The following is a 24,021-nucleotide window of genomic DNA, read 5'->3' as shown; positions in this document are numbered from 1 at the left end:
CCACCCAACACTATTGTTGAATACCGCACGTAATTAGGCCGCGGATTCTATCAGACATTGACAATCGCGCAAGCTGTCGCTTCTACCGACCGTCTGCTAGGCTCCCGACCCAAAGCACCGTCCATGTGGGAGCGGGCTTGCTCGCGAAAGCGGTGTGCCAGACGACATGAATGCTGACAGACACACCGCTTTCGCGAGCAAGCCCGCTCCCACAGGTTATGCGCCCAGCCTCTCATTTACTGCCCCGCCCAAAGAGAATCCCCCGCGTGCCCGACGCCATTTTGCGCCTCGCCCTGCCTTCGCCGCTGCGCCGTCTGTTCGATTACCGTGCCCCGGCCGGGGTCCTGCGCGCCCAGTTGCAACCAGGCATGCGTCTGCGTGTGCCGTTCGGCCGGCGGGAGATGATCGGGATCCTGGTGGAGGTCACCGACACCAGCGAAGTCCCGGTAGAAAAGCTCAAGCCGGCTCTTGCCCTGCTCGACGCCACGCCGCCGTTGCCGCCGGCGCTGTTCAAGCTGTGCCTGTGGACCTCGCAGTATTATCAGCACAGCCTTGGCGACACCTTGAGTTGGGCGCTGCCAGTGTTGTTGCGCCAGGGCGAACTGGCCGAGGCGCGCCAGGAACGCTTCTGGTCAGCCGCGCCCGGCGCCAGCCTGGATGATCCGCGCATCGCCCGCGCACCGCGTCAGCGAGAAGCCTTGGCGACATTGGCCCAGCACCCTCACGGCGTCGCTCATCAGTTGTTGAGCAAGCTGATGCTGAGCAAGGACAGCCTCGATCTGTTGCTGGCCAAGGATCTGGTGCAGGTGGAAATCCGCAAGCACGCTCCCGGTGCCCGCCACGAGCACTGGCTGGCGCAACCGGAGTTGCCGCTCAACCCGGAGCAGCGCGCCGCCTATGAGGCGATTCGCGCCGGGTTCGACAGTTATCACGCGTTCCTGCTGGCCGGCGTCACTGGCAGCGGCAAGACCGAAGTCTATTTACAGCTGATCCGCGAAACCCTCCAAGCCGGCAAGCAAGCGCTGGTGTTGATTCCGGAGATCAACCTCGGCCCACAAACCCTGGCGCGCTTTGAGCAGCGTTTTAATGCGCGCATCGCCCTGATTCACTCGGGGGTCAATGATCGCGAGCGCCTCGAAGCCTGGCTCGCCGCCCGGGACGGTGACGCCGACATCATTATCGGCACGCGTTCGGCGCTGTTCACACCGATGAAAAATCCCGGTCTGATCATCATCGACGAAGAGCACGACGGCTCCTATAAACAGCAGGAAGGCCTGCGCTATCACGCCCGCGATCTGGCGTTGGTGCGTGCGCGGCAGGAAAACATCCCGATCGTGCTCGGCTCCGCCACGCCTTCGCTGGAAAGCCTGCACAACGCCTACACCGGTCGGTACGGTCTCTTACGCCTGAACGAGCGCGCTGGCGGTGCCAAGCAGCCGCGCTTCCTGCGCCTGGACGTGAAAAGTCGTCCGCTGGACAGCGGCATTTCCGGGCCGATGCAGCAGGCCATCGGTCAGACGCTGGCCGCTGGCCAACAAGTGTTGGTGTTCCTCAACCGTCGCGGTTTTGCGCCGACGTTGCTGTGTCACGACTGCGGCTGGATGTCCGAGTGTCAGCGCTGCGATGCGCGGATGACCGTGCATCAGCGCTCCGGCGAACTGCGCTGCCACCATTGCGGCTACGTCGAGCGCGTGCCCCGGCATTGCCCGAAATGCGGCAAGGTCGATTTGCGGCCGGTGGGTGCCGGCACCGAGCGTGCAGAGGAGCGCCTTGCGATTCTGTTCCCGGATGTTCCGGTGCTGCGGGTCGATCGCGACAGCACGTCGCGCAAGGATGCGATGAATCAGCTGTTCGCGACCATCCAGAAAGGCCACCCATGCATTTTGGTCGGCACGCAAATGCTTGCCAAAGGGCACCACTTTCCACGGGTGACGCTGGTGTCGATTCTCGATGCCGACGGCGGGCTGTTCTCCGGCGACTTCCGTGCCAGCGAGCGCATGGCGCAGTTGATCGTTCAGGTTGCGGGCCGAGCCGGGCGGGCTGAAGAGCCGGGCAAGGTGATTATCCAGACGCACCTCGCCGATCATCCGCTGCTGGTGCAGTTGACTGAACAAGGCTATTTCGCCTTTGCCGAACAGGCTTTGAGCGAACGTCGCTCGGCAGGATTGCCGCCGTTTGCGCATCTGGCGTTGCTGCGGGCCGAAGCACACAAACCGGGGCAGGCCGAAGGTTTTCTCGATGAGGCGTGCAGCGAGGCCGAGCGTTTGCTGGCTGAGCAGAATCTGACTGGAATCGAATTGCTTGGCCCGGTGCCGGCGCCAATGGAGCGCCGCGCGGGGCGTTATCGCGCGCAGTTGTTGTTGCAGGCCACGGCCCGGGCGCCGTTGCACCGGCTGTTGAGCAATTGGTTGCTGGTGCTGGAGCAGATGCCGAGTGGGCGGGCGGTGCGTTGGTCTCTGGATGTCGATCCTGTCGATTTGTATTGATTGGACCATCGCCTTCGCGAGCAAATCGAATCGTCGCACCGCCGCTCCCACAGGGAATTTTTGGTGCACACAGATCCAATGTGGGAGCGGGCTTGCCCGCGAAGGCTGACTATTTGTCACCGCATATCCATAACCTGCCCGCTATAGTTGGCAAGCCCGTCTTCGCAACGGATAATGCCCAGTTTTTCCACTAGCGCATCCAGGCGCCGCCGCGCTTGCGGTCGAAAGAGAACACCATGAAAGACACCATTCGCCAGCTGATCCAACAAGCCATCACCCAACTCGTCAACGAAGGTGTGTTGCCTGAAGGCCTGTCGCCGGCGATCCAGGTGGAAAACTCCCGTGACAAGAAGAACGGCGACTTCGCCAGCAATATCGCGATGATGCTCGCCAAACCGGCCGGCATGAAGCCGCGTGATCTGGCGGAAAAAATCATCGCCGCGCTGCCGGCTGATGAAAACGTCACCAAGACTGAAATCGCCGGCCCGGGCTTCCTGAACTTCTTCCAGAACACTGATGCCCTGGCCACTCGCCTGGACGCCGCCCTGGCCGATGAGCACATCGGCGTGCGCAAGGCCGGCCCGGTGCAGCGCACGGTGGTCGACCTGTCGGCCCCTAACCTGGCCAAAGAGATGCACGTCGGCCACTTGCGTTCGACCATCATCGGCGACGGCGTGGCGCGTGTGCTTGAGTTCCTTGGCGACGACGTCGTCCGTCAGAACCACGTCGGCGACTGGGGTACCCAGTTCGGCATGCTGATGGCCTATCTGCAAGAAAACCCGATCACCAGCGACGAGCTGTCAGACCTGGAAAACTTCTACCGCGCCGCCAAGGGACGCTTCGACGAATCCGAAGAGTTCGCCGATCGCGCCCGTGGCCTGGTGGTCAAGCTGCAAGCCGGTGATCCGGACTGCCTGGCGCTGTGGACCAAGTTCAAGGACATCTCGCTGTCCCATTGCCAGAAAATCTACGAGCTGCTGAACGTCAAACTGACCATGGCCGACGTGATGGGCGAAAGTGCCTACAACGACGACCTGATCAATGTGGTCAACGACCTCAAGGCCGCCGGCATGCTGGTCGAGAGTAATGGCGCGCAGTGCGTGTTCCTCGATGAATTCAAGAACGCCGACGGCGACCCGCTGCCCGTGATCATCGTCAAGGCTGATGGCGGCTACCTTTACGCCACCACCGACCTGGCGGCCGTGCGTTACCGCAGCGGCAAGTTGAAGGCTGATCGCGCGCTGTATTTCGTCGATCAGCGTCAAGCGCTGCACTTCCAGCAAGTGTTCGCGGTCGCCCGCAAGGCCGGCTTCGTGACGCACCCGATGGAAATGGAACACATGGGCTTCGGCACCATGAACGGCGCCGATGGCCGTCCGTTCAAGACCCGTGATGGCGGCACCGTGAAGCTGATCGACCTGCTGACTGAAGCCCAGGAACGCGCCTACACCCTGGTGAAGGACAAGAACCCGGAACTGGCCGAAGACGAATTGCGCAACATCGCCAAAGTCGTGGGCATTGGCGCAGTGAAATACGCCGACCTGTCCAAGCACCGCACCAGCGACTACAGCTTCAACTTCGACCAGATGCTGAACTTCGAAGGCAACACCGCGCCGTACCTGCTGTACGCCTACACCCGCGTGGCCGGCGTGTTCCGCAAACTCGGCAAGGACTTCAGCGAAGTCGAAGGCCAGATCGTTCTCGAAGCCGCCCACGAACACGAACTGGCCGCCAAGCTCGCGCAGTTCGGTGAAGTGCTGAACAACGTGTGCGAAAAAGGCACACCGCACATCCTGTGCACCTACCTGTACGATGTCGCCGGCCTGTTCTCCAGTTTCTACGAGAACTGTCCGATCCTCAGCGCCGACACCCCGGCGCAAATGCAGAGCCGTCTGCGCCTCGCCGCGTTGACTGGCCGCACTCTCAAGCAAGGCCTGGAACTCTTGGGTCTGGAAACTCTGGAGCGTATGTAAGTTGGCTGCCAAGAAAAAACCTGCACCCAAGCGTGGCGCCAGCCGTTACCAAGCTCCTGCAAAACAACCGATCCCGGGTTGGCTGTGGATGGCCATCGGCCTGACGGTCGGCGCGTTCATTGTTTTCCTGATGAAACTGGAACCGGGCAAGGGCAGCGAGAGCGTCAAGCGCGAGAAGATCGAGCAGCAGAAAGCCACCAAGATCGCCGAGGCCAACAAAACCCCGCCGAGCCCGACGCAACCGGTGAAGCCGAAATACGACTTCTACACCTTGCTGCCGGAATCGGAAGTGATCGTGCCGCCGGATGCCGTGCCGGAGAAAACCCTGCCGACGCCACAAGTGCCGGCGGTTCCGACGACGCCGGTCACGCCTGAGCAAGCGGCGAAAATTGATACTGCGCGCGCTCAGGCGGCACTGGCCGGGATCACTCCGCCGCCAGCACCGCCTGTGTCCAAAGCGGCACCGGTGACCAAGTTCTTCTTGCAGGCCGGTTCGTTCCGCAAGGAGGCTGACGCGGACAAGGTTCGGGCGCAGATCATTCTGCTGGGCCAGGCGGTGGCGGTTGAATCCGGCACGGTCAAAGACGAAACCTGGTATCGGGTTTTGGTCGGACCGTTCAGCAACCGCGAACAACTGACCACGGCGCAGAAACAACTGTCCGGCGCCGGCTTCAGCAACCTGTTGTTACAACAACGCCAGAACCGGTAAAAAGCACTGCGCCAACAGATCATGGCGGGGCAAATGCCTTGGGCAGCCTGACACATCGGGTTGCCCCATTCGCGAGCAAGCCCGCTCCCACCTTGAATCTTCGTTTGCCATGGAATCTGCAAACAACACAGATCCAGTGTGGGAGCGGGCTTGCTCGCGAATGGCGGCAGCACCCGCGCCACATGTCTTACTGTAACCCCACCGCTCGTCCCCTCTCCCGCCCCGCAGTTGAAAAACGCATCACCACCCCCATATGAGTTGGCATAAGGCATTTTCGCCCCGCTGCGTGGAGACTCTCCCTTGACCACCATCGTTTCAGTTCGCCGCCACGGCAAAGTCGTCATGGGCGGCGACGGCCAGGTTTCTCTCGGCAATACCGTGATGAAAGGCAACGCGAAGAAAGTTCGTCGCCTTTACCACGGCCAGGTAATCGCCGGTTTTGCCGGGGCCACCGCTGACGCCTTCACCCTCTTCGAGCGTTTCGAAGGCCAGCTTGAGAAACATCAGGGCCACCTGGTGCGCGCCGCTGTCGAACTCGCCAAAGAATGGCGCACTGACCGCTCCCTCAGCCGCCTCGAAGCCATGCTCGCGGTCGCGAACAAAGACGCCTCCCTGATCATCACCGGCAACGGCGACGTGGTCGAACCTGAAGAAGGCCTGATCGCCATGGGCTCCGGCGGCGGTTACGCCCAGGCCGCCGCCAGCGCGCTGCTGAAGAAAACCGATCTGTCGGCCCGGGAAATCGTCGAAACCGCGCTCGGCATCGCCGGCGACATCTGCGTATTCACCAACCACACCTTCACCATTGAGGAGCAGGACCTCGCCGAGTAAGCCTGTTCCGGCCTTAGCGCCACGGCTCACTTTTGCTTGAGGACCGCCAATTACTATGTCCATGACTCCCCGTGAAATCGTCCACGAACTCAATCGCCACATCATCGGCCAGGACGATGCCAAGCGCGCCGTCGCCATCGCGCTGCGTAACCGCTGGCGCCGGATGCAGCTGCCCGAAGAGCTGCGCGTTGAAGTAACCCCCAAGAACATCCTGATGATCGGCCCGACCGGTGTCGGTAAAACCGAGATCGCCCGTCGCTTGGCCAAGCTTGCCAACGCGCCGTTCATCAAAGTCGAAGCGACCAAGTTCACCGAAGTCGGCTACGTCGGTCGCGACGTTGAATCGATCATTCGTGACCTGGCCGACGCAGCGATCAAGTTGCTGCGCGAACAGGAAATGACCAAGGTTCGCCACCGCGCCGAAGACGCCGCTGAAGAGCGCATCCTCGACGCCCTGCTGCCACCGGCACGCATGGGCTTTAACAATGACGACGCCCCGTCGGCCGACTCCAACACCCGCCAGCTGTTTCGCAAGCGCCTGCGTGAAGGTCAGCTGGATGACAAGGAGATCGAAATCGAAGTCGCCGAAATGGCCGGCGTCGATATCTCCGCGCCACCGGGCATGGAAGAGATGACCAACCAGTTGCAGAGCCTGTTCGCCAACATGGGCAAGGGCAAAAAGAAAAACCGCAAGATCAAGGTCAAGGAAGCGCTGAAACTGGTGCGTGACGAAGAAGCCAGCCGCCTGGTCAACGATGAAGAGTTGAAGGCCAAGGCGCTGGAAGCGGTCGAGCAGCACGGCATCGTGTTCATCGACGAAATCGACAAGGTCGCCAAGCGCGGCAATTCCGGTGGCGTCGACGTGTCCCGCGAAGGCGTGCAGCGCGACTTGCTGCCACTGATCGAAGGCTGCACCGTCAACACCAAGCTGGGCATGGTCAAGACTGACCACATCCTGTTCATCGCCTCCGGTGCGTTCCACTTGAGCAAGCCGAGCGACCTGGTGCCTGAGCTGCAAGGTCGTCTGCCGATTCGTGTCGAGCTGAAGGCGCTGACGCCGGAAGACTTCGAACGCATCCTCAGCGAGCCGCACGCGTCGCTCACCGAGCAGTATTGCGCCTTGCTGAAAACCGAAGGCCTGGTCATCGAGTTTCAGCCTGACGGCATCAAGCGCATCGCCGAGATCGCCTGGCAGGTCAACGAGAAGACCGAGAACATCGGTGCCCGTCGCCTGCACACATTGCTCGAGCGTCTGCTCGAAGAGGTGTCGTTCAGCGCCGGCGACCTGGCCAGCGCCCACGATGACAAGGTGATCCTGATCGACGCCGAATACGTCAACAGCCACCTCGGCGAATTGGCGCAGAACGAAGACCTGTCCCGTTATATCCTGTAAGCAATACTTACAGGCGAATGCAGTCCTGTGGGAGCGGGGTTGCTCGCGAAAGCGGTATATCAGTCGGCTCAACGTCGTCTGACACACCGCTTTCGCGAGCAAGCCCGCTCCCACATTTGAACCGAGCGCGCCTACAAAAATGGATTGCTGGTCATGACCCAACTCCCCACCGACATCAAACTGCACAAAGCCTCGAAAACCCTGTCGCTGAAATACGCGTCCGGCGAGGAACATGATCTGCCCGCCGAGTTCTTGCGCGTGCACTCTCCTTCCGCCGAGGTCCAGGGCCACGGCAAACCTATCCTGCAATTTGGCAAGATCGGCGTAGGCCTGACCAAGGTAGAACCGGCCGGTCAGTACGCACTGAAATTGACCTTCGACGACGGCCACGACAGCGGCCTGTTCACCTGGGAATATCTGTACCAGCTGGGCATGCGTCAGGAGGACCTTTGGAACGATTATCTTGCCGAACTAAAAGCCGCCGGAAAAACCCGCGATCCGAATGAATCCATCGTCAAGCTGATGCTCTAGGTCAGCCCTCTTGCTCTTTAGAGGGCATTTTCTAATTCCATCTGTTTGAATGCTCCGCTCCTGGGTCAATGATTGGCCCGCTTGCGAAAAAAATTAAACTCGGGTAACCAATGGAGCTGGCAAGTTCCCTGCAGTGCTCTCTGCCGTAAAAAAGCAGCGATGCAGAATTAACGGTCACCCGAGCAGAAGTACCTGGCATTGGCTGTGTGATGACACGGCTGGACCCAGGTACTCGTCTCAGGACAATGGAGCGTCGTAGATGAGTAACAAGAATAACGATGACTTGAAGTATCAAGCCTCGGAAAACACCTTGGGGCTGAATCCTGTCGTTGGGCTGCGTGGAAAGGATCTACTGGCGTCTGCTCGAATGGTGCTCAGGCAGGCCATCAAACAACCGATTCACAGTGCCAGGCATGTTGCCCATTTCGGCCTTGAACTGAAGAACGTGTTGTTCGGCAAATCCGAGCTTCAACCTACAAGTGATGACCGTCGCTTTGCCGATCCGGCCTGGAGCCAGAACCCGCTCTACAAACGTTATCTGCAAACTTACCTGGCGTGGCGCAAGGAACTCCACGACTGGATCGACGACAGCAACCTGCCGCCCAAAGACGTCAGTCGCGGGCATTTCGTGATCAACCTCATGACCGAAGCCATGGCCCCGACCAACAGTGCGGCCAACCCGGCGGCGGTCAAACGCTTCTTCGAAACCGGCGGCAAAAGCCTGCTCGACGGCCTCTCGCATCTGGCCAAGGATCTGGTGCACAACGGCGGTATGCCGAGCCAGGTCAACATGGGTGCGTTCGAAGTCGGCAAGAGCCTGGGCGTGACCGAAGGCGCGGTGGTGTTTCGCAACGACGTGCTGGAATTGATCCAGTACCGCCCGATCACCGAGCAGGTGCACGAGCGTCCGCTGTTGGTGGTGCCGCCGCAGATTAATAAGTTCTATGTATTCGATCTGAGCCCGGACAAGAGCCTGGCGCGCTTCTGCCTGCGCAACAACGTGCAGACGTTCATCGTCAGCTGGCGCAACCCGACCAAGGAGCAGCGCGAGTGGGGTCTGTCGACCTACATTGAGGCGCTCAAGGAAGCGGTCGACGTGGTCACCGCGATCACTGGCAGCAAAGACGTGAACATGCTCGGCGCCTGCTCCGGTGGCATCACCTGCACCGCCCTGCTGGGCCACTACGCTGCGATCGGCGAGAAGAAGGTCAACGCCCTCACGCTGCTGGTCAGCGTGCTGGACACCACCCTGGACAGCGACGTAGCCCTGTTCGTCGACGAGCAGACCCTCGAAGCCGCCAAGCGCCATTCCTACCAGGCCGGTGTGCTGGAAGGCCGCGACATGGCGAAAGTCTTCGCCTGGATGCGCCCCAACGATTTGATCTGGAACTACTGGGTCAATAACTACCTGCTGGGCAACGAGCCGCCGGTGTTCGACATCCTCTTCTGGAACAACGACACCACACGGTTACCCGCCGCATTCCACGGCGACCTGATCGAAATGTTCAAAAGCAACCCACTGATCCGTCCCGATGCACTGGAAGTGTGCGGCACGCCGATCGACCTGAAGCAGGTCACGGCCGACATCTTCTCCCTGGCCGGCACCAACGACCACATCACCCCGTGGAAGTCCTGCTACAAGTCGGCGCAGTTGTTCGGCGGCAAGGTTGAATTCGTGCTGTCCAGCAGCGGGCATATCCAGAGCATTCTGAACCCGCCGGGCAACCCGAAATCGCGCTACATGACCAGCACGGAGATGCCGGTCAAAGCCGAAGAATGGCAAGAGAATTCCACCAAGCACACTGACTCCTGGTGGCTGCACTGGCAGGCCTGGCAGGCCGAGCGTTCGGGCAAGCTGAAGAAATCCCCGGCGAGCCTGGGCAACAAGGCTTACCCGGCAGGCGAGTCGGCGCCAGGCACTTACGTACACGAGCGGTAACCGACACACCCCACCCCACTGTGGGAGCGGGCTTGCTCGCGAATGCGGTTGAACATTCAACATCGTGGTCGACTGACCCGACGCTTTCGCGAGCAAGCCCGCTCCCACAAGGGGACAGGGGATGAATTCACCCACAGGGCCTGAAGCATGCCGCAACCGTTCATATTCCGTACTGTCGACCTGGATGGCCAGACCCTCCGCACGGCGGTACGCCCCGGCAAGCCTCACTTGACGCCCTTGCTGATTTTCAACGGCATCGGCGCCAACCTGGAGCTGGTGTTTCCGTTCGTCGCGGCGCTGGACCCGGACCTGGAAGTCATCGCCTTCGACGTACCCGGTGTCGGCGGTTCCTCGACGCCCAATCGGCCGTACCGTTTTCCGGGGCTGGCGAAACTCACGGCACGGATGCTCGACTATCTCGACTATGGGCAGGTCAACGTCATCGGCGTTTCCTGGGGCGGCGCCCTCGCCCAGCAGTTCGCGTACGACTATCCGGAGCGCTGCAAGAAACTCGTGCTGGCGGCCACGGCGGCCGGTGCGGTGATGGTGCCGGGCAAACCGAAAGTGCTGTGGATGATGGCCAGCCCACGGCGCTACATCCAGCCGTCTCATGTGATCCGTATTGCGCCGATGATCTATGGCGGTTCGTTCCGTCGCGATCCGACCCTGGCCGCCAGTCATGCTGCCAAGGTTCGCTCGGCAGGCAAACTCGGTTACTACTGGCAGCTGTTCGCCGGCCTCGGCTGGACCAGCATTCACTGGCTGCACAAGATCCATCAGCCGACCCTGGTCCTGGCCGGCGACGACGATCCGCTGATCCCGCTGATCAACATGCGCGTGCTGGCCTGGCGGATCCCCAATGCTCAGTTGCACATCATCGATGACGGGCATTTGTTCCTGATTACCCGCGCCGAAGCCGTGGCGCCGATCATCATGAAATTCCTCGAGGAGGAACGTCAGCGCGCCGTGATGCACCCGCATCCGGCGCCATTGGGCGGTTAACCGGCCCATTGTCGGTCGGCAGGACGCCGTACCGCGCAACAACCCGCAACAGCGTCTATGGTGTTCTGGTTCGGTGTATTTGTATTTGGCCTGAAGACGAAGGAGTGTTGATTCATGCGCGAAAAACCAGCGAGGGACTTTTTGCCCACTCCCGCCGCGTTCATCAACGCACAGAGTGCGATCACCGGCCTGCGTGGCCGGGATCTGCTGTCGACCCTGCGCAGCGTTGCCGCCCATGGCCTGCGCAACCCGGTGCACAGCGCCCGACACGCACTGAAACTGGGCGGCCAATTGGGCCGCGTGCTGCTGGGTGAAACCCTGCACCCGACCAACCCGCAGGACAATCGCTTCGCCGACCCGGCATGGAGTCTCAACCCGTTTTATCGCCGCAGCTTGCAGGCCTACCTGAGCTGGCAGAAACAGGTCAAAAGCTGGATCGACGAGAGCAACATGACCCCGGACGATCGCGCTCGCGCGCACTTCGCGTTCGCCTTGCTCAACGACGCCGTGGCGCCGTCCAACACCCTGCTCAATCCGTTGGCGATCAAGGAGATCTTCAACTCCGGCGGCAACAGCCTGGTGCGTGGCATCAGCCACCTGTTCGACGACTTCCTGCACAACGACGGCCTGCCCCGGCAAGTCACCAAGCACTCTTTCGAGGTCGGCAAAACCGTCGCCACCACCACCGGTTCCGTGGTGTTTCGCAACGAGTTGCTGGAGCTGATCCAGTACAAGCCGATGAGCGAAAAGCAGTATTCCAAACCGCTGCTGGTGGTGCCGCCACAGATCAACAAGTACTACATTTTCGACCTGAGCCCGCACAACAGCTTCGTCCAGTTCGCCCTGAAAAACGGCCTGCAGACGTTCATGATCAGCTGGCGCAACCCGGATGTGCGTCATCGCGAATGGGGCCTGTCGACCTACGTCGAAGCAGTGGAAGAAGCGATGAACGTCTGCCGCGCCATCACCGGCGCTCGCGAAGTCAACCTGATGGGCGCTTGCGCCGGCGGGCTGACCATCGCTGCGCTGCAAGGCCACTTGCAGGCCAAGCGGCAGCTACGGCGAGTGTCCAGCGCGACGTATCTGGTGAGCCTGCTCGACAGTCAGATGGACAGCCCCGCCACGCTCTTCGCCGACGAACAAACCCTGGAAGCGGCCAAGCGCCGCTCCTATCAGAAAGGTGTGCTGGACGGCCGCGACATGGCGAAAGTCTTCGCCTGGATGCGCCCCAACGATTTGATCTGGAGCTATTTCGTCAACAATTACCTGCTGGGCAAAGAGCCGCCAGCGTTCGACATTCTCTACTGGAACAACGACAACACGCGCCTGCCGGCGGCCTTGCATGGCGACCTGCTGGACTTCTTCAAGCACAACCCGCTGGGTCATCCGGGCGGCCTGGAAGTGTGCGGCACGCCGATCGACCTGCAGAAAGTCACCGTCGACAGCTTCAGCGTGGCCGGCATCAACGACCACATCACGCCGTGGGATGCGGTGTATCGCTCGACGCTGCTGTTGGGTGGCGAGCGACGCTTCGTGCTGTCCAACAGCGGTCATGTGCAGAGCATCCTCAACCCGCCGTCGAACCCGAAAGCCAACTTCGTCGAGAGCGCGAAACTGAGCAGCGATCCACGGGCCTGGTACTACGACGCCAAGCAAGTCGACGGTAGTTGGTGGACACAATGGCTGGGCTGGATTCAGGAACGCTCGGGCGCGCAAAAAGAAACCCACATGACCCTCGGCAACCAGAACTATCCACCGCTGGAGGCGGCACCCGGCACTTACGTTCGTGTGCGCTGACTGATAACGAACCACGGCACACGTCTGCCGTGGCATGACTCGACCATTAAGAAGACTGGATGAAAACCCGCGACCGGATCCTCGAATGTGCCCTGCAATTGTTCAATCAGAAGGGCGAACCGAACGTTTCCACCATGGAAGTTGCCAACGAAATGGGGATCAGCCCAGGCAACCTCTACTACCACTTCCACGGCAAGGAACCGCTGATACTCGGATTGTTCGAGCGCTTCCAGGCTGAGCTTGCACCACTGCTTGATCCTCCGGCCGATGTGGAATTGGCTCCGGAGGATTACTGGCTGTTCCTGCACTTGATCGTCGAACGGCTGGCCCATTACCGGTTCCTGTTTCAGGACCTGTCGAACCTGGCCGGGCGCTTGCCGAAACTGGCCAAGGGGATTCGCAACCTGCTCAATGCGCTGAAGCGCACGCTGGCTTCATTGCTGGCGCGATTGAAGGCTCAGGGGCAGTTGGTCAGCGATACGCAGGCGCTGGGGCAATTGGTGGAGCAGATCACCATGACACTGCTGTTCTCGCTGGACTATCAGCGGATTCTTGATCGAGAAGGCGAAGTGAGGTTGGTGGTGTATCAGATCATGATGTTGGTGGCGCCGCATTTGCTGCCGCCGATCAAGGTGGCGACGGAGCAGTTGGCGCTGCAATACCTAGAAGAACACGAGTAACCCCTGAACACCGCCTCCCCTGTGGGAGCTAGCCTGCTAGCGATAGCGATTTATCCGTCGACATTGTTGTGACTGATGAACCGTTATCGCTAGCAGGCTAGCTCCCACAGGGGGCCGCAGTGTGTGCAGGATCGTGTACAAACAAAAACGCCCGACCTTTGCAGGCCGGGCGTTTTCTTGAGCCCTGAAAATCAGGACTGACTGGTTGGCGTCGATGGAGCTGGCGCGGCAGTCGGGGTTACAGCAGGGGTCGGCGCGGTAGCAGAGTTCGATGTGCTGGCCGGTGTCGACGGGGTTGCCGGTTTGGCGGCAGCCACTGCTGGTTTTGGTGCGGCAGCTTTAGGAGCGGCCGGCTTTTTCACTGCTGGCTTCTTCGCTGCGGCAGGTTTTGCCGCTGGCTTGGCTGCGGGTTTGGCCGCTGCGGTTTTAGCAGCTGGTTTAGTCGCTGGTTTGGCCGCTGCCGTTTTAGCAGCTGGTTTGGCGGCAGCTTTGGCAGCGACGGATTTGACCGCTGCCTTGGCTGCAGCAGGTTTAGCGGCGGCAGTTTTGGTAGCAGACTTGGCTGCGGACGCGACTTTCGATGCGGTTTTGGCAACCGGTTTAGCGGCAGCCTTTGCCAGTGGCTTGGCAGCGGATTTCGCAGCAGGTTTGGCCGCAGCAGTTTTCGCCGCAACAGGCGCAACCTTGGCACCGGTCAGCCTTTCGATTTGCTTGGTCAGGGTATCGACCTTGCTGTGCAGTGCTTTCACTTCATTGCGGCTTGGTACACCCAGGCGCGAAATGGCGCTGTTCAGGCGCTTGTCGAAAGCCCCTTCCAGCTCATCCCACTTGCCCAGTGCACGATCTTTCACGCCGCTGATGCGCGACTTGGCCGACGAAGCGGAATCCTTGACGTCATCGACTTTTTTGCCGACAGCGCTCTTGGTGAGCTTCTCGGCTTTCTCGCCGTCTTTGACCAATGTATCGAAGAGCTTGCTGCCGTCAGTGTCGATCTTCGAGTACACGCCTAAACCAGCCAGCCAGATTTTGCGGGAGTAGTCTTCGACTTTCCCGATCCACGAGCTGCCTTCTTTTTCGGTGTTCTTTTTACCAGCCATCCCGTTCTCCTTAAGATTTACGCGCGACGCGTTCGAGCAATGCCGTCAGCTCATCGAGCTTAGCAGAGAGTGTCTCAACGTCATGTTTAGACGGAATGCCGATACGATTCAAGGCACTTGCGACACGCGAGTCAAAAGCCTTCTCGACCTTGTCGAGTTGAACTTCGACCTTGGCTTTGAAAGTGCTCACATCACTCTTGGCTTCGTCGATCTCTGAGTTAGCCGCTTCAAGTTTCTCGGCAACTACTTTTTTGCCTTTGGTTTCAACAGTTTGACCAGCCTTGATCAACTCTTGAAAGTAGTCGCTGCCCTCTTGACCGACCTTGGTGTAGGCACCCAGGCCTGCCAGCCAGATCTTGCGGGCATAAGATTTGACGTCGCCCAGAGCAGTGGTCGATGCGTCGATTTTTTTCTTCAAAATAACTTTGGCCATGGTGCACCTCACGCGCAGAAGGTTTGAGGAACTGCCCGCGAAAGTGTCGGGCTCAGGCACAAAGTAGGGAGAAAAATTAGAAACGGCACCCTAACAACTGACATAAACCTTTGGGCACATCACAAAACAAATGTGGGAGCCAGCCTGCTGGCGATAGCGATTTATCCATCAACATCAATGTTGACTGATGCACCGCCATCGCCAGCAGGGTGGCTCCCACAGGGGATGTAGTTCGACTCGAAAATCAGACCAGCGCTTTATCCAACGCCTTTTCGATTTCCGCTTTGATCATGCCACTCATGGCCGACATCATCAGGCCCAGTTCGACATCGACCTTGATTGAATCCTCGCTCACATGCACCGCGCCTTTAACGCCTGAGCGCTTGAGGTTCAGGGTGTCGCCGGACCACTGCGGCTCCAGGCCATACTGATCGGACAGTTTCTGCGCCAACTGGTCGGCCTTCTCGCGGGCCGCTTCCTTGCCCAGGCCGTGGGCACGCTCAACACTAATACGGGCCATCGAATGACTCCTGTTTTATGAATGCTTTCCTGAAGCATCTTGACCGCTGCTGCGGCAAAACGTCCCGGTGGTTGCCTATCTTACCTGCAGCCTTGCCAAGACAAAGCAGGCCACCGGGATTAGAATGTCCCGCATTCTCTTTTGGTGACAGCGATATGACTGATCAGCGCAAAGGCAGCGATGCCGAACCCACCACACACTTCGGCTTCAAAAACGTTCCGGAAAGCCAGAAAGCGGAAAAAGTCGCTGAAGTTTTCCACTCGGTAGCCGCCAAGTACGACTTGATGAACGACCTCCTGTCGGGCGGCATGCACCGTCTGTGGAAGCGTTTCGCGATCGAGCTGTCGGGCGTTCGCACCGGTAACCGCGTGCTGGACATCGCCGGCGGCACGGGAGATCTGACCAAAAAGTTCTCGCACCTCGTTGGCCCGACCGGCCAGGTGGTGTTGGCCGACATCAACGAATCCATGCTCAAGGTCGGTCGTGACCGCCTGTTGGATCTGGGTGTGGCCGGCAACGTCGAGTTCGTTCAGGCCGACGCTGAAAAGCTGCCGTTCCCGGACAACCATTTCGACTGCGTGACCATCGCTTTCGGCCTGCGCAACGTTACCCATAAAGAAGACGCCCTGCGCTCGATGCTGCGCGTGCTGAAACCAGGCGGCCGTTTGCTGGTGCTGGAGTTCTCCAAACCGACCAACGCGCTGATGTCCAAAGCCTACGACGCCTACTCGTTCGCTTTCATGCCGTTGATGGGCAAGCTGATCACCAACGATTCGGAAAGCTATCGCTACCTGGCCGAATCGATCCGTATGCACCCGAATCAGGAAACCCTGAAGTCGATGATGGTCGAGGCCGGTTTCGACCGCGTGACCTACCACAACATGACCGCAGGCATCGTCGCCCTGCACCGCGGCATCAAACCCTGATGTTGCTGGCCGGCCTGCTCGCCAGCGTTGAACTCGGTCTGAACCGGGTGCTGCGTCTCGACAGCACGGCGCTGCCGCGGCTAGCGCATTTGAGCGGCAGAGTGATTGCCGTCGATTGCCGCAGCCCGGCCCTGCAACTGTTCATCCTGCCCAGCGACGAAGGCCTGATGCTCGCCTCCCACTGGGAGACCGGTGCTGACTGCACCTTGCGCGCACCGGCCTCAAGCGTGTTGAAACTGGCGATGAGCAAGGACAAAACCTCGGTGCTGCATGGCCCTGAAGTCGAGCTCGACGGCGACAGCGGCGTGCTGCTGGAACTGGCGGCAATCCTTCAAGACCTTGAGCTGGACTGGGAGTACGAACTCTCGCGCTGGCTGGGACCTGTGGCCACGCAACTGGTCAGCGGTCACCTGCGCAGCCGCGCACGCTGGTATCAGCAAGGGTTCGCCAGCCTGAATCAGAATCTTGGCGAATACCTGGCCGAAGAATCGCGCACCCTCGTCGGTCAGCGCGAAGCCGAAGCCCGTTTCAGTGAACTGGACCAGATCAAACTCGATCTGGAACGTCTCGAGGCGCGTTTCGAGCGCCTTTCCCGATCCCTCGACCCAAGCGATAACGCATGAAGCTGCTTGCCGTCCGCCGTTTGTTGCGCATCCAGCGCGTTGTGATTCGCTACCGCCTCGATGACCTGCTGTTCGCCCTGCCGCTGCCCTGGTTTCTCCTGGCGCTGCGCTATGCGTTGCCGTGGCGCTGGTTTCCGCGCAAAACGCTGGACCTGAGCCGAGGCGCACGCTTGCGCCTGGCGTTGCAGGACCTTGGACCGATTTTCATCAAGTTCGGACAAATCCTTTCGACGCGCCGCGACCTGCTGCCCGAAGACATCGCCGATGAGCTGATGAAGCTGCAGGACCGCGTACCGCCGTTCGACTCGCAAGTGTCGGTCAACCTGATCGAAGAGCAGCTCGGCAAGAAGATCAGTGAAGTGTTCAGCCGTTTCGACGTCGAACCGCTGGCCTCGGCCTCGGTAGCCCAGGTGCATGCCGCGCAGCTGAAGACCGGCGAAGAAGTCGTCGTCAAAGTCATCCGTCCCGGCCTGAAACCGATCATCGCCCAAGACCTGGCGTGGCTGTTCATCCTCGCCCGCACCGCTGAAAAACTCTCGGCCGACGCACGTCTGCTGCACCCGGTGGACGTGGTCCAGGACTACGAAAAAACCATCTACGACGAACTCGACCTGCTGCGCGAAGCGGCCAACGCCAGCCAGTTGAAGCGCAACTTTGACGGCTCGCCGCTGCTGTACGTACCGCAAGTCTATTGGGACTGGTGCCGGCCGAAAGTGCTGGTAATGGAGCGGATCTACGGGATTCAGGTGACCGACCTCGCCACCCTGGCCGACCAGCGCACCGACATGAAAATGCTCGCCGAACGCGGTGTGGAAATCTTCTTCACCCAGGTGTTCCGCGACAGCTTTTTCCACGCCGACATGCACCCGGGCAACATCTTCGTCAGCACCGTGAACCCGTGGAGCCCGCAGTACATTGCGATCGATTGCGGCATCGTCGGCAGCCTGACCCCGGAAGACCAGGACTATCTGGCGCGCAACCTGTTCGCGTTTTTCAAGCGCGATTACCGTCGTGTGGCGCAATTGCACATCGATTCTGGCTGGGTACCGGCGGAAACCAAACTCAACGAATTCGAAGCGGCGATCCGCACCGTGTGCGAGCCGATCTTCGAAAAACCATTAAAAGATATTTCATTCGGTCAGGTGCTGATGCGCCTTTTCCAGACCGCTCGACGCTTCAACATGGAAGTGCAGCCGCAGCTCGTGCTGCTGCAAAAAACCTTGTTGAACATCGAAGGCCTGGGCCGTCAGCTCTACCCGGACCTCGATCTGTGGAACACCGCGCAACCGTTCCTCGAACGCTGGATGCGCGAGCGCGTCAGCCCCAAAGCCTTGCTCGGCAACGTGCAGAGCCAGTTCGAACAGATTCCGCACCTGGCCAACATGGCCCGCGACCTGCTCGAGCGCATGTCCCAGCCCCATGCCAACGATCCGCCGCCACCGTGGCATCGACGCAAGGACGACTGGTTCCTGCGACTGCTCGGCTGTGCGCACCTGGCCGGCGGCACGATACTCGCTGCCGGTGGGCCGTTGAACGAACTGGGCCACTGGCCGGCCGGCATCATGGTGGCCGTCGGTTTGTATCTGGTCGTTCGCCGATAGCCAGCGCCCCCGCACGCTGGCACACTGTTTCAACGCTTGGGTTCTGCTCATGAAGTGTGGAACCCGCTGTCGGAGTCGAAGATGAAAAACTGGCTGGACGAGATCAAGTGGGACGCAGACGGCCTGGTGCCGGCGATAGCCCAGGATCACAAGACCGGGCGCGTCCTGATGATGGCCTGGATGAACCGCGAAGCACTGGAACTGAGCGCGGCCGAAAACCGTGCCATTTACTGGTCACGTTCCCGTGGCAAGCTGTGGCGCAAGGGCGAAGAGTCTGGTCACGTGCAAACGTTGCATGAGATGCGCCTGGACTGTGACGCCGACGTGATCATCCTGATGGTCGAGCAGATCGGCGACATCGCCTGCCATACCGGCCGCCAGAGCTGCTTCTATCGCGTCTTCGAGAACGGCGACTGGAAAACCGTCGACCCGGTCCTGAAAGACCCGCACGCCATCTATTCCGCAGGACACACCCATGAGTGACACACTGACCCGTCTGGCCGAGGTGCTGGAAGAGCGCAAAGGCGCCGCCGCCGACAGCTCGTATGTCGCCAGCCTGTACCACAAGGGCTTGAACAAGATTCTGGAAAAAGTCGGCGAAGAGTCGGTCGAAACCATCATTGCCGCCAAGGATGCCGCCATCAGCGGTGACTGCAGCGATGTGATCTACGAGACCGCCGATTTGTGGTTCCACAGCATGGTCATGCTTGCCCAACTGGGGCAGCATCCACAGGCTGTGCTCGATGAACTGGACCGTCGTTTCGGTCTGTCCGGACACGCCGAGAAAGCCTCGCGCCCGTCCGCCTGAACAACTATTAGAGAGGAGCAGCAACATGGGCATTTTTGACTGGAAACACTGGATCGTCATCCTGGTTGTTGTCGTTTTGGTGTTCGGTACCAAGAAACTGAAAAACCTCGGCACTGACGTGGGCGAATCGATCAAGGGCTTCAAGAAAGCCATGAACGACGACGAAAAACCGGCCGATCCGACTGTTACCCCGGCACAACCGGTGCCACCGGTTCAGCCACAGCAATCCGTGAACCAACCGCACACCATCGACGTGCAGGCGCAAAAAGTCGAAGAGCCGATTCGCAAAGACGTGTGAGCACTGACTAATGTTTGGTATCAGCTTCTCTGAACTGCTGCTCGTCGGCCTCGTCGCCCTGCTGGTGCTGGGTCCCGAGCGCCTGCCGGGTGCTGCGCGCACGGCCGGCCTGTGGGTCGGTCGTCTGAAGCGCAGCTTCAACGCGATCAAACAGGAAGTTGAACGTGAAATCGGTGCCGACGAGATTCGTCGGCAACTGCACAACGAGCACATCCTGTCACTGGAACAGGAGGCGCGGAAGATCTTCACGCCGACCCAACAGGAGGCCACACCGGTTCAGCCGGTTGAACCGGTGGCGGAGCAGACGATTCATGCTCCCGCCGCCGTGCCTGCACCTGTTGTAGCGGCCACGGAGCCTACGCCCGTTGCTGCAACGCCACCGGTTGCACCTGCCACGACGCCTGCGGCTGCGCCTGTTGCGCTGGCCCCTCATGACCCAACACTGCCGCCGCGAGCCCCATGAGCGATCTTCCTGAAAACGACCAGCACATGCCGCTGGTTTCGCACCTCACCGAGTTGCGTACCCGCTTGCTGCGTTGCGTAGCGGCGATCTTCATCATCTTCGCCGGGCTGTTCGCCTTCACCCAGCAGATCTACACCTTCGTTTCGACGCCGCTGCGCCAGTACCTGCCAGTGGGCGCGACGATGATCGCCACCGACGTGTCGTCGCCGTTCCTGACGCCGCTGAAGCTGACCATGATGGTCTCGCTGTTCCTGGCGATCCCGGTGATCCTGCATCAGATCTGGGGCTTCATCGCGCCGGGCCTGTACAAGCATGAGAAGCGCGTCGCCGTGCCGTTGCTGGTATCGAGCATCATGCTGTTCTACGCCGGCATGGCGTTCGCCTATTACCTGGTGTTCCCGCTGATCTTCAAATTCTTCGCCGCCGCCACCCCGGCCGGTGTGGAAATGATGACGGACATCAGCAGTTACCTCGACTTCGTCATGACGCTGTTCTTCGCCTTCGGCGTGGCGTTCGAGATCCCGGTGGCCGTGGTGTTGCTGGTGTGGATCGGCGTGGTCAACGTCGCTTACCTGAAGAAAATCCGCCCGTACGTGATCATCGGCTGCTTCGTGGTCGGCATGATCCTGACGCCGCCGGACATCTTCTCGCAGACGCTGTTGGCCGTACCGATGTGGTTGCTGTTTGAAATCGGCATCCTGTTCGGCGGCCTGATCAGCAAGCGCGGCGAGCATCCCGACGACCAGCCGGTTGACGATCACAACGACCAGCCGCCAGCGACCCAGCCGTGAACCTGCTGCTCCTCATCGATGCCGATTTCATTGCGGCCGACCGGGTGATCCTGCGTGATCGCCGGTTGACGCACATGCAGGAAGTTCATCGTTGCGAGGTGGGTGACAGCATGCGCGTCGGGCGTATCGGCGGGCTGATGGGCTCGGCCGAAGTGCTGCGTCTGGACGCCGATGAAGCCGAACTGCGCGTCACCCTCGACCAGCCGCCACCGGCCAAGCTGCCGCTGACACTGGTATTGGCCCTGCCACGGCCGAAAATGCTGCGCAGGGTGTTTCAGACCGTGGCGGCCATGGGTGTGCCACGAATCATCCTGGTGAACAGCTATCGCGTCGAGAAGAGCTTCTGGCAAACGCCGTTTCTGGAGCCCGAGGCAATTCGTGAGCAATTGATCCTCGGCCTGGAACAGGCCCGGGACAGTGTGCTGCCGGAAATTGTCATCGAGAAACGCTTCAAGCCCTTCGTCGAAGATCGCCTGCCGGCCATAACCGAAGGCACCCTCGGCCTGGTCGGCCACCCCGGCAACTACCCGCCCTGCCCCCGAGGTCTGGACGAACCGGTAACCCTGGCCATCGGCCCCGAGGGCGGCTGGATCCCTTACGAAATCGACCTGCTGGCCAAGTCTGGCCTGCAACCGGTGCAACTCGGCGAGCGCATCCTGCGCGTCGAAACCGCCGTCACCGCGCTGCTCGCCCGGCTGTTCTAACCTCCGGTCACCGCTGCAAGCCCGCTCCCACAGGGGAGTTTGTCGTCCCAACCACGGTGTACGCCTACAGATTCCCGCCCGCCTGCCGATACAGTTCCCATAAAACCAATGAGTGGTCCGAGGGAGTAGCAGCATGTACCGTTGGCTAGCCGAGAGTCTGGGAAATGTAAGCGTCAATCGCAAACTGGGGATCGGCTTCGGTCTGGTGCTGCTGCTCACGTTGCTGATCACCTTCACCGGCTGGACCGGCCTGACGGGTGTGATGAGCCGTGGCGACAAGCTCGGGTTTATCGCCAGCCTCAATGACCTGACCAAAGACCTGCGCCTGGCCCGCATGGACTACGACATGCGCCGCGGCGAACAAGGCCCGGCCGCCGTGAACGACCTGCTGAGCCAACTCGATGCCGGTTTGCAAACCGCCCGGAAATTGATCGAACAACCTTCCGACGTGGCGATGATTGACCAGCAACTGGCCGCTGTCAGCCAGTACAAGCAAGCCTTCATCGCGATGACCCAAGCCGGTGCCACCCGCGAAGACGCTCGCAGCAAACTGGGCGCGACCGCCGATAACGCAGTGGCCCGCGTCGCCGAGGTCGAAAAATCCATGCTGCAAGGCGAGAGTGTCGCCGACTTCAACAGCGTGATCGACTTGAGCAAGCTGATCCAGCAAGCCCGCTTCCAGGTTCGCGGCTACACCTACAGCGGCAAGACCGAGGCCGAACAGCCTGCGCTGGACGCCATCGACAACGCCCTGAAGAACCTGGAAAGCCTGCCGTCCAAACTGCCGGAACAGCACATCGCCAACCTGCAACAGGCCACCGATTCACTCAAAGCCTACCGCGCCGCTGTCAGTCAGTTCCGTGATTCTCAAGTTGCCAGCGCCGCAGCCCTCAAGCGCATGGCCGAGCAAGGCGAGATCCTGCTCAATGTCAGCAAAAAACTCACCGTGTCACAAACTGTCGTCCGCGACACCGACGCCGCGCACGCCAAGAACCTGCTGCTGATGGCCACCGTTCTGGCCTTGGCGTTTGGCTTGCTGGCGGCATGGGCGATCACTCGCCAGATCGTGATCCCGTTGAACCAGACCCTCAAAGTCGCCGAGCGTGTGGCGGCCGGCGACCTGACGCAAAACCTGGTTTCCGAGCGTCGCGACGAATTGGGACAACTCCAGCGCGCCATGCAGAGCATGACTCTGGGCCTGCGCGAGCTGATCGGTGGCATCAGCGATGGCGTCACGCAAATTGCCAGCGCCGCCGAAGAACTGTCGGCCGTCACCGAGCAGACCAGCGCCGGGGTCAACAGCCAGAAGGTCGAGACCGACCAGGTGGCCACCGCGATGAACGAAATGACCGCCACCGTGCAGGAAGTCGCGCGTAACGCCGAAGAAGCCTCCGAAGCTGCCGTCGCCGCCGACCAACAGGCCCGCGAAGGCGACAAAGTGGTCGGCGAAGCCATCGCCCAGATCGAGCGCCTGGCCCTTGAAGTCGGCAACTCCACGGCGGCCATGGGCGATCTGAAACGCGAGAGCGACAAAATCGGCAGCGTGCTCGACGTGATCAAATCCGTCGCCCAGCAAACCAACCTGTTGGCGCTCAACGCTGCGATTGAAGCCGCCCGTGCCGGTGAGGCCGGACGTGGTTTCGCGGTGGTCGCCGATGAAGTCCGCAGCCTGGCCCAGCGCACCCAGAAGTCCACCGAGGAAATCGAAGAGCTGATCGTCGGCCTGCAAACCGGCACCCAGCAGGTGGCAACCATCATGGACAACAGCCGCAGTCTGACCGACAGCAGCGTCGAACTGACCCGCCGCGCCGGCAGCTCGCTGGAAAGCATCACCCGCACCGTGTCGGCGATTCAGTCGATGAACCAGCAGATTGCTGCGGCGGCCGAGCAGCAAACCGCGGTGGCCGAGGAGATCAACCGTAGCGTGCTGAACGTGCGCGATGTGTCCGAGCAGACCTCGGCAGCCAGTGAAGAGACCGCGGCCTCCAGCGTTGAGCTGGCGCGGTTGGGGACGCATCTGCAGATGTTGGTTGGCAGGTTCAAGGTTTGAGGTGATGCGAATGCCTGGGTCCGCTTGGAACCGAGTTGATGCCATCGCCAGCAGGCTGGCTCCCACAGGGTTTGGTGTGAACACCACAAATCCACTGTGGGAGCTAGCCTGCTAGCGATTAGCGGCCCCCAAGGCGCTACTGTTGAGGACCTGACGCAAAAACGCCTGCGCCCGCGGATCCTTCGGCGTATCGAAGAACTCGGACGGCGAGGCATCTTCCAGCAATTTGCCGTGATCGAAGAACAGCACCCGATCCGCCACTTCCCGCGCAAAGCACATTTCGTGGGTGACGCAGACCATGCGTCATGCCTTCCACGGCCAGGGTTTTCATCACGCCCAGCACTTTTTGATCGTTCCCACGCTCCT

The 24,021-nt window shown here is 60.6% G+C and carries 23 protein-coding genes and 1 pseudogene; 20 read left to right on the top strand and 4 right to left on the bottom strand.

Annotated features, from left to right (window positions below):
• Nucleotides 1–266: 266 nt before the first annotated feature.
• The 10 genes from ACA072_RS01985 to ACA072_RS01940 all read left to right on the top strand — a co-directional run bounded on the left by ACA072_RS01985 (nt 267) and on the right by ACA072_RS01940 (nt 13,341).
• Entirely contained in the window at nt 267–2,486 is a 2,220-nt protein-coding gene (locus tag ACA072_RS01985; protein WP_497622772.1) for a primosomal protein N', read from the top strand.
• 236 nt (nt 2,487–2,722) lie between these two features.
• Nucleotides 2,723–4,459 carry an arginine--tRNA ligase gene (gene argS / locus ACA072_RS01980; protein ID WP_497622771.1) on the top strand — a complete coding sequence of 579 codons (1,737 nt, stop codon included), beginning with the start codon at nt 2,723–2,725 and terminating at the stop codon, nt 4,457–4,459.
• Between the two features lies 1 nt (nt 4,460).
• Entirely contained in the window at nt 4,461–5,168 is a 708-nt protein-coding gene (locus tag ACA072_RS01975) for an SPOR domain-containing protein (RefSeq protein WP_219093402.1), read from the top strand.
• A 300-nt stretch (nt 5,169–5,468) separates the two neighbouring features.
• Entirely contained in the window at nt 5,469–5,999 is a 531-nt protein-coding gene (gene hslV / locus ACA072_RS01970) for an ATP-dependent protease subunit HslV (protein ID WP_007899242.1), read from the top strand.
• Nucleotides 6,000–6,054: 55 nt separating this feature from the next.
• Nucleotides 6,055–7,392, top strand: coding sequence for an ATP-dependent protease ATPase subunit HslU (gene hslU, locus ACA072_RS01965; RefSeq protein WP_462028929.1), 1,338 nt, complete (start codon nt 6,055–6,057; stop codon nt 7,390–7,392).
• Between the two features lie 153 nt (nt 7,393–7,545).
• Nucleotides 7,546–7,923 carry a gamma-butyrobetaine hydroxylase family protein gene (locus ACA072_RS01960; protein ID WP_497622768.1) on the top strand — a complete coding sequence of 126 codons (378 nt, stop codon included), beginning with the start codon at nt 7,546–7,548 and terminating at the stop codon, nt 7,921–7,923.
• Between the two features lie 259 nt (nt 7,924–8,182).
• Complete coding sequence (gene phaC, locus ACA072_RS01955) at nt 8,183–9,862, top strand: class II poly(R)-hydroxyalkanoic acid synthase (protein WP_497622767.1); 1,680 nt, start codon at nt 8,183–8,185, stop codon at nt 9,860–9,862.
• Nucleotides 9,863–10,009: 147 nt separating this feature from the next.
• Nucleotides 10,010–10,864 carry a poly(3-hydroxyalkanoate) depolymerase gene (gene phaZ / locus ACA072_RS01950; protein ID WP_438659104.1) on the top strand — a complete coding sequence of 285 codons (855 nt, stop codon included), beginning with the start codon at nt 10,010–10,012 and terminating at the stop codon, nt 10,862–10,864.
• Between the two features lie 114 nt (nt 10,865–10,978).
• Nucleotides 10,979–12,661 (top strand): class II poly(R)-hydroxyalkanoic acid synthase, encoded by a 1,683-nt coding sequence (phaC, locus tag ACA072_RS01945; protein ID WP_497622765.1) that lies wholly within the window; start codon nt 10,979–10,981, stop codon nt 12,659–12,661.
• 59 nt (nt 12,662–12,720) lie between these two features.
• Nucleotides 12,721–13,341 (top strand): TetR/AcrR family transcriptional regulator, encoded by a 621-nt coding sequence (locus ACA072_RS01940; protein WP_033055348.1) that lies wholly within the window; start codon nt 12,721–12,723, stop codon nt 13,339–13,341.
• Nucleotides 13,342–13,532: 191 nt separating this feature from the next.
• On the opposite strand, the gene ACA072_RS01935 is transcribed toward ACA072_RS01940, so the two are convergent.
• The 3 genes from ACA072_RS01935 to ACA072_RS01925 form a co-directional block, all read right to left on the bottom strand.
• Nucleotides 13,533–14,438 carry a phasin family protein gene (locus ACA072_RS01935; RefSeq protein WP_497622763.1) on the bottom strand — a complete coding sequence of 302 codons (906 nt, stop codon included), beginning with the start codon at nt 14,436–14,438 and terminating at the stop codon, nt 13,533–13,535.
• 10 nt (nt 14,439–14,448) lie between these two features.
• Nucleotides 14,449–14,871, bottom strand: a complete 423-nt coding sequence (locus ACA072_RS01930; protein ID WP_497622761.1) for a phasin family protein — start codon at nt 14,869–14,871, stop codon at nt 14,449–14,451.
• 244 nt (nt 14,872–15,115) lie between these two features.
• A complete protein-coding gene (locus tag ACA072_RS01925) occupies nt 15,116–15,391 on the bottom strand; it encodes a polyhydroxyalkanoic acid system family protein (RefSeq protein ID WP_462028935.1) in 276 nt (91 codons plus the stop codon).
• A 155-nt stretch (nt 15,392–15,546) separates the two neighbouring features.
• Between ACA072_RS01925 and ubiE the strand changes: the two genes are divergently transcribed.
• The 10 genes from ubiE to ACA072_RS01875 all read left to right on the top strand — a co-directional run bounded on the left by ubiE (nt 15,547) and on the right by ACA072_RS01875 (nt 23,655).
• The gene (ubiE, locus tag ACA072_RS01920) at nt 15,547–16,317 is read left to right on the top strand and encodes a bifunctional demethylmenaquinone methyltransferase/2-methoxy-6-polyprenyl-1,4-benzoquinol methylase UbiE (protein ID WP_007948968.1); all 771 of its coding nucleotides are present in this window, start codon (nt 15,547–15,549) and stop codon (nt 16,315–16,317) included.
• A complete protein-coding gene (locus ACA072_RS01915) occupies nt 16,317–16,940 on the top strand; it encodes a ubiquinone biosynthesis accessory factor UbiJ (protein ID WP_497622759.1) in 624 nt (207 codons plus the stop codon). The genes ubiE and ACA072_RS01915 overlap by 1 nt, the downstream gene beginning before the upstream one ends.
• Nucleotides 16,937–18,541 (top strand): ubiquinone biosynthesis regulatory protein kinase UbiB, encoded by a 1,605-nt coding sequence (gene ubiB / locus ACA072_RS01910; protein ID WP_497622758.1) that lies wholly within the window; start codon nt 16,937–16,939, stop codon nt 18,539–18,541. Before ACA072_RS01915 ends, ubiB begins: the two co-directional genes overlap by 4 nt.
• Nucleotides 18,542–18,622: 81 nt before the next feature.
• On the top strand, nt 18,623–19,024 hold the full coding sequence (hisI, locus tag ACA072_RS01905) for a phosphoribosyl-AMP cyclohydrolase (protein ID WP_054054645.1): 402 nt from the start codon (nt 18,623–18,625) through the stop codon (nt 19,022–19,024).
• Entirely contained in the window at nt 19,017–19,349 is a 333-nt protein-coding gene (locus ACA072_RS01900) for a phosphoribosyl-ATP diphosphatase (RefSeq protein WP_008047820.1), read from the top strand. The genes hisI and ACA072_RS01900 overlap by 8 nt, the downstream gene beginning before the upstream one ends.
• Before the next feature lie 25 nt (nt 19,350–19,374).
• Nucleotides 19,375–19,647, top strand: a complete 273-nt coding sequence (locus ACA072_RS01895; RefSeq protein ID WP_150763379.1) for a twin-arginine translocase TatA/TatE family subunit — start codon at nt 19,375–19,377, stop codon at nt 19,645–19,647.
• Between the two features lie 10 nt (nt 19,648–19,657).
• A complete protein-coding gene (tatB, locus tag ACA072_RS01890; RefSeq protein WP_497622756.1) occupies nt 19,658–20,110 on the top strand; it encodes a Sec-independent protein translocase protein TatB in 453 nt (150 codons plus the stop codon).
• A complete protein-coding gene (gene tatC, locus ACA072_RS01885) occupies nt 20,107–20,901 on the top strand; it encodes a twin-arginine translocase subunit TatC (protein ID WP_497622754.1) in 795 nt (264 codons plus the stop codon). Before tatB ends, tatC begins: the two co-directional genes overlap by 4 nt.
• Nucleotides 20,898–21,605, top strand: a complete 708-nt coding sequence (locus ACA072_RS01880) for a 16S rRNA (uracil(1498)-N(3))-methyltransferase (RefSeq protein ID WP_497622752.1) — start codon at nt 20,898–20,900, stop codon at nt 21,603–21,605. Before tatC ends, ACA072_RS01880 begins: the two co-directional genes overlap by 4 nt.
• Before the next feature lie 133 nt (nt 21,606–21,738).
• Nucleotides 21,739–23,655, top strand: coding sequence for a methyl-accepting chemotaxis protein (locus tag ACA072_RS01875; protein WP_497622750.1), 1,917 nt, complete (start codon nt 21,739–21,741; stop codon nt 23,653–23,655).
• A gap of 111 nt (nt 23,656–23,766) precedes the next feature.
• Here ACA072_RS01875 and ACA072_RS01870 read toward each other — a convergent pair.
• A pseudogene (locus tag ACA072_RS01870) lies at nt 23,767–24,001 on the bottom strand (amino acid ABC transporter ATP-binding protein); the annotation flags it as partial.
• Nucleotides 24,002–24,021 lie beyond the last annotated feature (20 nt).

Source organism: Pseudomonas sp. LBUM1656 (assembly GCF_059716065.1).
This window is presented reverse-complemented; position numbering and strand designations above follow the sequence as displayed.

Coding starts and splice junctions, on each gene's coding strand:
- ACA072_RS01875 (WP_497622750.1), top strand. CDS start 21,739: ATGTACCGTTGGCTAGCCGAGAGTCTGGGAAATGTAAGCGTCAATCGC.
- phaC (WP_497622767.1), top strand. CDS start 8,183: ATGAGTAACAAGAATAACGATGACTTGAAGTATCAAGCCTCGGAAAAC.
- tatC (WP_497622754.1), top strand. CDS start 20,107: ATGAGCGATCTTCCTGAAAACGACCAGCACATGCCGCTGGTTTCGCAC.
- ACA072_RS01925 (WP_462028935.1), bottom strand. CDS start 15,391: ATGGCCCGTATTAGTGTTGAGCGTGCCCACGGCCTGGGCAAGGAAGCG.
- phaC (WP_497622765.1), top strand. CDS start 10,979: ATGCGCGAAAAACCAGCGAGGGACTTTTTGCCCACTCCCGCCGCGTTC.
- ACA072_RS01895 (WP_150763379.1), top strand. CDS start 19,375: ATGGGCATTTTTGACTGGAAACACTGGATCGTCATCCTGGTTGTTGTC.
- ACA072_RS01900 (WP_008047820.1), top strand. CDS start 19,017: ATGAGTGACACACTGACCCGTCTGGCCGAGGTGCTGGAAGAGCGCAAA.
- ubiE (WP_007948968.1), top strand. CDS start 15,547: ATGACTGATCAGCGCAAAGGCAGCGATGCCGAACCCACCACACACTTC.
- hisI (WP_054054645.1), top strand. CDS start 18,623: ATGAAAAACTGGCTGGACGAGATCAAGTGGGACGCAGACGGCCTGGTG.
- phaZ (WP_438659104.1), top strand. CDS start 10,010: ATGCCGCAACCGTTCATATTCCGTACTGTCGACCTGGATGGCCAGACC.
- tatB (WP_497622756.1), top strand. CDS start 19,658: ATGTTTGGTATCAGCTTCTCTGAACTGCTGCTCGTCGGCCTCGTCGCC.
- ACA072_RS01935 (WP_497622763.1), bottom strand. CDS start 14,438: ATGGCTGGTAAAAAGAACACCGAAAAAGAAGGCAGCTCGTGGATCGGG.
- ACA072_RS01915 (WP_497622759.1), top strand. CDS start 16,317: ATGTTGCTGGCCGGCCTGCTCGCCAGCGTTGAACTCGGTCTGAACCGG.
- ACA072_RS01940 (WP_033055348.1), top strand. CDS start 12,721: ATGAAAACCCGCGACCGGATCCTCGAATGTGCCCTGCAATTGTTCAAT.
- hslU (WP_462028929.1), top strand. CDS start 6,055: ATGTCCATGACTCCCCGTGAAATCGTCCACGAACTCAATCGCCACATC.
- ACA072_RS01960 (WP_497622768.1), top strand. CDS start 7,546: ATGACCCAACTCCCCACCGACATCAAACTGCACAAAGCCTCGAAAACC.
- ubiB (WP_497622758.1), top strand. CDS start 16,937: ATGAAGCTGCTTGCCGTCCGCCGTTTGTTGCGCATCCAGCGCGTTGTG.
- ACA072_RS01930 (WP_497622761.1), bottom strand. CDS start 14,871: ATGGCCAAAGTTATTTTGAAGAAAAAAATCGACGCATCGACCACTGCT.
- argS (WP_497622771.1), top strand. CDS start 2,723: ATGAAAGACACCATTCGCCAGCTGATCCAACAAGCCATCACCCAACTC.